Annotated in this window: 8 protein-coding genes; 2 read left to right on the top strand and 6 right to left on the bottom strand. The window is 62.1% G+C overall.

Going from position 1 to position 7124, the window contains the following annotated elements:
* On the bottom strand, positions 1-255 hold a 255-nt coding region (locus tag AC5DC2_RS16445), incomplete at its 3' end, for a GDP-mannose 4,6-dehydratase (protein ID WP_491699257.1).
* 381 nt (positions 256-636) lie between these two features.
* On the opposite strand from AC5DC2_RS16445, the gene AC5DC2_RS16450 reads away from it, so the two are divergent.
* Positions 637-948 (top strand): hypothetical protein, encoded by a 312-nt coding sequence (locus AC5DC2_RS16450; protein WP_024707247.1) that lies wholly within the window; start codon positions 637-639, stop codon positions 946-948.
* Between the two features lie 61 nt (positions 949-1009).
* On the opposite strand, the gene AC5DC2_RS16455 is transcribed toward AC5DC2_RS16450, so the two are convergent.
* Positions 1010-1372 (bottom strand): ABC transporter substrate-binding protein, encoded by a 363-nt coding sequence (locus tag AC5DC2_RS16455; protein WP_491699258.1) that lies wholly within the window; start codon positions 1370-1372, stop codon positions 1010-1012.
* Positions 1373-1743: 371 nt separating this feature from the next.
* Complete coding sequence (locus tag AC5DC2_RS16460) at positions 1744-2142, bottom strand: winged helix-turn-helix transcriptional regulator (RefSeq protein WP_491699259.1); 399 nt, start codon at positions 2140-2142, stop codon at positions 1744-1746.
* A 143-nt stretch (positions 2143-2285) separates the two neighbouring features.
* Here AC5DC2_RS16460 and AC5DC2_RS16465 point away from each other — a divergent pair, with 143 nt between their 5' ends.
* Positions 2286-3167, top strand: coding sequence for an SDR family oxidoreductase (locus AC5DC2_RS16465; RefSeq protein ID WP_491699260.1), 882 nt, complete (start codon positions 2286-2288; stop codon positions 3165-3167).
* 61 nt (positions 3168-3228) lie between these two features.
* Here AC5DC2_RS16465 and AC5DC2_RS16470 read toward each other — a convergent pair whose 3' ends face one another.
* From AC5DC2_RS16470 to AC5DC2_RS16480, 3 genes are all read right to left on the bottom strand, one after another.
* Positions 3229-3981 carry a pyridoxine 5'-phosphate synthase gene (locus AC5DC2_RS16470; protein ID WP_491699261.1) on the bottom strand — a complete coding sequence of 251 codons (753 nt, stop codon included), beginning with the start codon at positions 3979-3981 and terminating at the stop codon, positions 3229-3231.
* Between the two features lie 288 nt (positions 3982-4269).
* Positions 4270-5370, bottom strand: a complete 1101-nt coding sequence (gene bglB, locus AC5DC2_RS16475) for a beta-galactosidase BglB (protein WP_024707238.1) — start codon at positions 5368-5370, stop codon at positions 4270-4272.
* A gap of 13 nt (positions 5371-5383) precedes the next feature.
* Positions 5384-7124 (bottom strand): hypothetical protein (locus AC5DC2_RS16480; protein ID WP_491699262.1); only part of this gene is annotated, 1741 nt, incomplete at its 5' end.

Genomic DNA, 7124 nt, shown 5'->3' on the forward strand with positions numbered 1-7124 from the left:
GAGATTGTAGATCTCGTCGGGCTCGATGTCGCGAATGAGCCTGGTCAGGTTCGAGGTGTCCGACAGATCGCCGTAATGCAGCCGCATGCGCGCATGGTCGAAATGCGGATCCTCGTAAAGGTGATCGACGCGCTGCGTGTTGAAAAGCGAGGCGCGGCGCTTGATGCCATGAACCTCATAGCCTTTTTCAAGCAGAAATTCGGTGAGATATGAACCGTCTTGTCCCGTTATGCCCGTAATAAGTGCTTTTTTCATTTTACCATTGATTTCCAATATTGAACGCCCAACCCGAATCCGGTTCCCCATGCTGGATACAGGGAATAGCCGAAGAATGCGATCAGGATTAAAGGCGTGTTTTCCGAAAAGGATTTAGTATGAAAACGCGAGGCCTGCCGCCAGAAACCATTGCTCTTGAAACTACTGAGAATACCGTCTTTGTCCCATATTCTCGAAACACTAGCCGTTGTCCGGCCGTTTGTAAAATCAATTTGCCGCTTCGCACGCCGCGCCGCGCCCGCCCCGAGGGCCGCCCGGCGGAAAACTCCGGCGCCGGAGCGCCGGAGCTGAACGCTCTGCGACAATCTGCCGAACAAAGTTGACGGGCAAACGTTTGAAACCTCTGAAAGGAGCAAACAAATGACCGACCAGCCAAAAGACGACCCAAAAGGCGGCCCAAAAGACGGTAAGGCCGACCCTCTTGATTCCCCTGTCGGCGGCGAAGGCGACGTCGAAAGCGTCGCCGAGGAAATCACCACGCGCCAGATCTCTGCCCAGACCTTCGGAGGCGACCCCGTGGAGGATCGCAGACAGCGCCTCAAGGACATCATCACGGAACTGGAAAGCCGCACGAAGGCGAGCGAGCGCGGCGAGGACCTGGAGCCGCTGCTTCAGGAAGCCCGCTCCTCCCTCGCCATCGTCGAGCGACAGGCCGAGCGCGGCGAGGAGTAGTCGCCGTCGCGATTCGCAGGGCTGCGGCCGGTTGCGCGTTTCCGTGAAAGGCGGAACCGCTCTATTGCACGCCGTAGATTTCCTCATCCCGCTTGCGGCTGCCGATGATGAGATCGGGCTCAAGCGCCGCGACCAGCTCAACATTCACGGCAAGTTCCGTACCGAGGTCTGCCGTGTCGGAAAGCCTGTCGCCAAGATGCGGGTACCAGGGATCGCCATACCAGGAGCGCGTCGCGCCGACCGGCCTGACGCCGACGGCCAGGGCGGCCTCGGTGGTTTCATTGGTCAATGTGACCACCCGCCGGGGTTCTGACGGCACCTCGGTTGCGCCCATCGCGTGTTCGATCGTGTTTTCGGCCCGTGCAAGTCCGCCTGCAGCAAGACAAAGGACGAAGAGCGCGGCGGCAAGAAGTCTGAAAGGCATCAGGAGAATCCGGGAACTGGGGAACACAGTCTCTTTTCTTGAGCATAATAATCATATTTGTCAATGATCATCGACCGCGCCATCCCCTGCGGCCTTCGCCCCTGACCGGCTCAGTGCCCGCATCGAGAGTCACGGTTTGAGGAGCCAGCCGGATGCCGCGCCCGACATTGCGTCTGGCCCCGTTCATGCATGGCGCTGACGGCAGGTTCCTCCGTTTTCGCCGCTTTCATTCGCCGTCTGGATTGAAAACGCGCGAAAATTAACCATATCGGGGAACAAGAATGACATCGCCGTCGTTAAGGCGGTATATCTTCCAAACGACCTCCAACAGGCACCCCGGCATTCCCCTGCGCCGGGGTGTCTGCTTTTGATCAGTCCCCGCTCGCTTCGGCGTCGAAATGCCTCCTTGCCGCGTGAACGCGGTCGCGGTTTTCCCTGGCCCAGACGACGACGCCCTGCCAGGCGGCAAGAAACGAGGTCCCCTCTTCTGTCAATGCATATTCCACCTGCGGAGGTTGGGTCGGATAGACCTTGCGGGTGATGTATCCGTCCCGCCGGAGATCGGTCAGGGACTTCGTCAGCATGCGCTGTGAAATATCGGGGGCAAAACGCTTCAGTTCGGAAAACCGCCGCGGACCATCGCTGAGCGCCAGAAGCAGAAGCGTGCTCCACTTGCCGGAGACACGGGCGAGCACGTCCCGCACGGGACAGGACTCAAAGTCTCCCGCTCCCAGAAGAGCCTCCATCCGCTCGCCGCCACTCTTGTCCATCGATCAAAACTCCCGTCTGCAGGCACAGGGATGTAACCCCGGCACAAAATGATGCCTTCTTTACAATCGCCGGACGATCCATACATGAAGTTCAGTCTCGTTTCGAGACCATATCTCTATCGGGCATGATGAAAGGACAGATCATGACGGACAACACGATTCTGGTGACGGGCGCCTCGGGCAAGCTTGGGCGCGAGACGCTGGATATTCTGCTGGCCTCGGGAAAGACGGCCAATCAGATTATCGCCACAACGCGCACGGTCGAAAAGCTGGCGGACTATGCGAAGAAAGGCGTAGTCGTGCGCGAGGCCGATTTCAATGATCCCGCCACACTGGATGACGCCTTTGCAGGCGCGGCGCGCATTGCCATCATCTCAACCGACGCGATCGATCCCGGCTCCGACCGGGTGGCCCAGCACGCCGCCGCCGTGGAGGCGGCCAAAAAGGCGGGGGCCGAACACCTCGTCTACACCTCGCTGCCGGATCCCGAACACTCGAAAATCAGCTTCGCGCCCGACCATCTGGGCTCCGAAAAAGCCGTCATCGCAAGCGGTCTCGCCTACACCATCCTGCGCAACAGCTGGTACCAGGAAAACCTGCTGATGAGCCTTCCGCACGCCTTCTCGCAGGGCGTTTGGGCGAGCGCCGCAGGCAACGGCAAGCAATCCTTCATCGGCCACGAGGATTGCGCCCGCGCCATCGCGGCGGCGCTTCTGTCCGACAGCGACGAAAACAGCATTGTGACGCTGAACGACGGTGAAAGCCGCACGATTGAGGACATCGCCGCGCTTGCAAGCGAGATCACCGGCAAGCCGCTGAAGGTCGATCACATCAGCAGCGAGTCCCTGCGCGAAGGCCTCGCCGCGGCAGGTCTGCCGCCCTTCGTCGTCGACCTTTCCGTCAGCGCCGACGAAAACACCCGCGCCGGCGGCTTCGATATCGTCAATGACGACTTCGAGCGGCTTACCGGCAGGAAGCCGCGTTCGTTGCGCGCCTTCTTCGAGGAAAACAAGGCCGCTTTCTAGAGCGGTTGGCCAAGCCCATCAGCATGCCCGGTTTCGGCCGGGCACGCAGCCGTCGCGCGGTTCAGACGTGTTCCCCGCAGGCGCGGCGGAACCGGCGGACGGTCTCCGCCATGCCGTATTCCAGCGCGTCGGCGGTCAGGCCGTGGCCGATCGACACTTCGCAGAGATGCGGAATATGGCTCGCCAGCAGCGGCAGGTTGCCGACCGTCAGGTCGTGCCCCGCATTGACGCCAAGGCCGAGTTCAAGAGCGATGGCGGCGGTTTCGCCGAGCTGCGCGGCAATCGCCTTCTGCTGTTCCGGCAGGTCATAGGCGCCGCCATAAGGCCCTGTATAGAGCTCGATCCGGTCTGCACCGCTGTCGCGCGCTGCCTCAAGCTGCGCCCTGCTCGCATCGCCATCGGCAAACAGCGAAACGCGGATCCTCTTCTTCTTCAGCCGCGCGACGGTGCGCTTCAGAAGATCGCGACCGGCGATGAAGTCCCAGCCGTGATCGGAGGTCGACTGCGCAGGGTCGTCCGGCACCAGGGTCACCTGTTCCGGTTCGCTCTCGAGGCAAAGCCCGATGAAATGATCGCTCGGAAAGCCTTCGATATTGAATTCCGCCTGCGGAAACTCGTCATCGATCAGGGCGCGGATAACCGGTAGATCTGAAAAACGGATATGGCGCTGATCGGGCCGGGGATGAACCGTCAGTCCATAGGCGCCGGCGTCCAGCGCGATCCTGCCGAGATGGCGCACGCTCGGCCAGGGCAAATCCCGGCGGTTGCGCAGCTGGGCGATCGCATTGAGGTTGACGGACAGTCTCGCGGCCATTTTCTCCTCCGTTTGTCAGAGGCGCCATTCATATATCCAGCGACGGATTTGCCGAAATGTTTTTTTCGGATCTTCACCGACCGGACTGAACCTTGGGACGAAATGCGCTGGACGAAAGCATCAGAGGAGATGCAACATTATAATTTATTTTCTAATAGATAGGCAAACTTTCTTACCTAACTTATGAGAATTGTCCGGGATCATGACGGCCATATATCCTTCCCATGCCGCAGCCGCGCCGAGCGCAAGCCCGACAGACGAACCGGCGCGACCTGTTGCGGCAAGCGATCACGAGACTCGCGAGCGTTCCGTTTCGGCCGACAGCGCCAGCGCGTCAACCAGCATCAGCATGGTCAGCGCCTGGCCATAGGGCGCAGGGATATCGGGAATACGGCGATAGAAGTCGAGCGTGTGGCCCATCGGCGTGCCGTCGGAGACATGCGCCACGATGCCGTCATCGCCAATGCAGCCGAGAACGGCGCGAAACGCCTTGTCGGCAACTGGGCGGAACGTCCGCGGCAGGATGCCGAGCGAAATGCCTCGGGAGATGCCATAGGCGATGCCGGCGGTCGCCGATGCCTCGATCGGCGCCGAGGGGTCGTCGAGAAGGGTGTAGAAAAAGCCCTCCTCATTCTGCAATTCAGCGAGCGCCGATACCTGAGACGACAGAACATTCGTCAGATAGCGATGCGTTGCCGGCGGCAGGCTTTCCACGATCGAAAACAGTTCCGGGATGGCGATGGTGATCCAGGAATTGCCGCGCGCCCAGAGCGCGTTTGCGAAATTGTGGCGCCCGTTGAAGGTCCAGCCGTGATACCAGAGGCCGCTCTTCGCGTCGCCGAGATAGCGGGTGTGGATCATGAACTGATACACCGCCTCCTCCACCCAGTCGGGCCGGTCGAAGCGCTTGCCGGCGCGCGCGAGGAACAGGCATGTCATGAACAGCGTGTCATCCCACAATTCGCCGTCATTCATCCGCTCCTTGACCACGTGCTGGAAACCGGCGTCCTCGGTACGGGCGAGCCCCGTCATCAGCCATTCGGCCCAGTCCTTGACCAGCGCCTCCCATTCGGGCCGGTCGACATCGTCGATCAGGAAGGAGAGCGCCAGCATCGGCGCCGTGGAATTGACCTGGCGCGGCGGCAGGCCGCGCGAAATCTGCCACTCATACCAGTCGGCAAGCGCGCCGATCAGGTCCAGGTCGCCGGTCTGGCAGGCATGGCGGTAAAGCCCGTAGACGCCGACTCCGATTTCCCAGTCCCACTCGTCAAACTGGATCGAGAACGTGCCTTCGGTGATCGGCGCTGTTTCGTTGATGCCTCTGATCCGGGATAGGCCGGTGGCGACGTTTTCGAGATAGCCGAGAAGTTCCTGTCTGTCGTGGTGCATTGTTCTTGTCTTTTCAGTTCGAGGCCGGCACGGCGAAAGCTGTGAGCCAGGCGATTTCAGGCGTTTGCGACGCGGTCGGAAAAGGCGCGTGCCGCCCCTCGACGAAAAGGCCGCCGCGATAATCGAGACGAAGCGCGGGCGTGAGCGGTCCCTCGCAGAAGAGGTTCGGAGGATCGTCCGAAAGGCGAAGGCTCGTTTCTTCGGCCATCGCGGCAAGCTCGGTCAGATCCCGGCCGCCAAGGGTGCCGACCATGATCGCCCAGCCGCTGCGGTTTCCCCGGACGCGATGCTCGATGCCCGCCCCCGGTCCTTCGCCGACCGGCTCGATCGGTCCCGTCGCCTTCAACGCTATGAAGCTTTCCGCCGAGCGCAGCACCAGGAAGTCGGTTCCAGCGATGTGATCGTCGAAAACGGAAAGTGGCGCGTAGGCGTGGGTGAAGGCTAGGCGCGGGGTCTCGCCGAGGTCGCTTAGGAACAGGCAGCAGTTCCGGTGCTGGCCGACGCGCGGCATGACGCCGTTGCCCGCCCAGTAGGACGGCCTGTCCGTGCCCCAGGGGTCGTCCGCGCCCGGGTGATTGACCCAGACGCGGGCCATGGGATGACCGGCAGCCTGCACGTCGATGAGGTGCTGCTGGTGGCCTTTTGCACCGGGCGACGCATCGATGCTCGCGGAAAGCTGCACGCCCGCGGTCTTGTAAAGCGCAAGCCGGGCCGCCCGGCCGTAGCCCTGCACGTAATGGGCGGAAATTGCCCGGCCTTCGGGCGGGTCGACGAACTGCTCAATCCCCTTCGGCGGAACGTAAGCGCCGGCGCAGAACATCGGCAGCGCCGCCACGCCGCGATTGAGCCAGCCGGTTCCGAACGCGATTGTCGCAAAGGGCGCGAGTTCCGAAAGCGGCCCGGCGCGCAGCTCCTTGTCATAGGCCCTGCCCATTGACCCGGCGGAGACGCCGTGGATCGTGTGCAGCGCGATCATGGAAAACAGCCGGTCGAGGATCGTCTCGGCCCGCGCCCTGGGCCCCTCGCCGGCAAAGCGTTGCAGCGCCAGAAGGCCGATGAAATCGATCGGGTAATAGGCCGCCGAGTTCCATTCGGCGAGACCATGATCCTCGACAGCATCGAACCAGCGCGCGAGACGCTTTTCCGCGAGGGCCGCATGCGCGCGGCCGCTCATGCCGGAATTGGCAAAGACATTTTCCGCGAACAGCCCGCCGGCGATCAGCTCCGCGACATGGAAGCACAGAACGTGGTTTTCGCTCCAGAACCACATCGTGTCGTTGCCCGGCTCGTCCATCCAGTAACGATAACCGAGAATGGCCGCCTCGATGCGCGTTCGCAGTGAAGGCGGCAGCGCCTCGCGATGATCGGCATAGATCCACAACAGCGGGACGATGACGAAGTCCGAGCAGTCCCGCCGCGTATCGATGGCATCGAGCGTGTCCTCGAGCGCCGCGCGGTCGCCCTCATCGAGATCAAGGCCGAGCGCAAGGCGGGCCAGAACGCGCCCGATCCTGAGTTCGCCGTGCTCCGCGAGCCAGGAAAGCCCCGCCCGCTTGCGCGCGTCGAGATCGCCGGTCAGACGCTGCGGCCTCTCATCCCGCAGAAGCGCGAAGGCAATGGTGCGGCTGATGCGGCTCTCGCCGTGCGAGAACAGAATGTCCAGCTCGTGATAGCCATCGGGAAGATCGGCGGGCAGCGCAAAGGCCGCCTCCTTCCCGCCAAAATACCTGCGAGCGGCGCAGGAGGCCGCTGAC

This window comes from Martelella sp. (assembly GCF_984369615.1).

Excerpts from the sequence above, each read along its gene's own strand:
- AC5DC2_RS16455 (WP_491699258.1), bottom strand. The coding sequence starts at position 1,372 with ATGCCTTTCAGACTTCTTGCCGCCGCGCTCTTCGTCCTTTGTCTTGCT.
- bglB (WP_024707238.1), bottom strand. The coding sequence starts at position 5,370 with ATGCACCACGACAGACAGGAACTTCTCGGCTATCTCGAAAACGTCGCC.
- AC5DC2_RS16450 (WP_024707247.1), top strand. The coding sequence starts at position 637 with ATGACCGACCAGCCAAAAGACGACCCAAAAGGCGGCCCAAAAGACGGT.
- AC5DC2_RS16470 (WP_491699261.1), bottom strand. The coding sequence starts at position 3,981 with ATGGCCGCGAGACTGTCCGTCAACCTCAATGCGATCGCCCAGCTGCGC.
- AC5DC2_RS16465 (WP_491699260.1), top strand. The coding sequence starts at position 2,286 with ATGACGGACAACACGATTCTGGTGACGGGCGCCTCGGGCAAGCTTGGG.
- AC5DC2_RS16460 (WP_491699259.1), bottom strand. The coding sequence starts at position 2,142 with ATGGACAAGAGTGGCGGCGAGCGGATGGAGGCTCTTCTGGGAGCGGGA.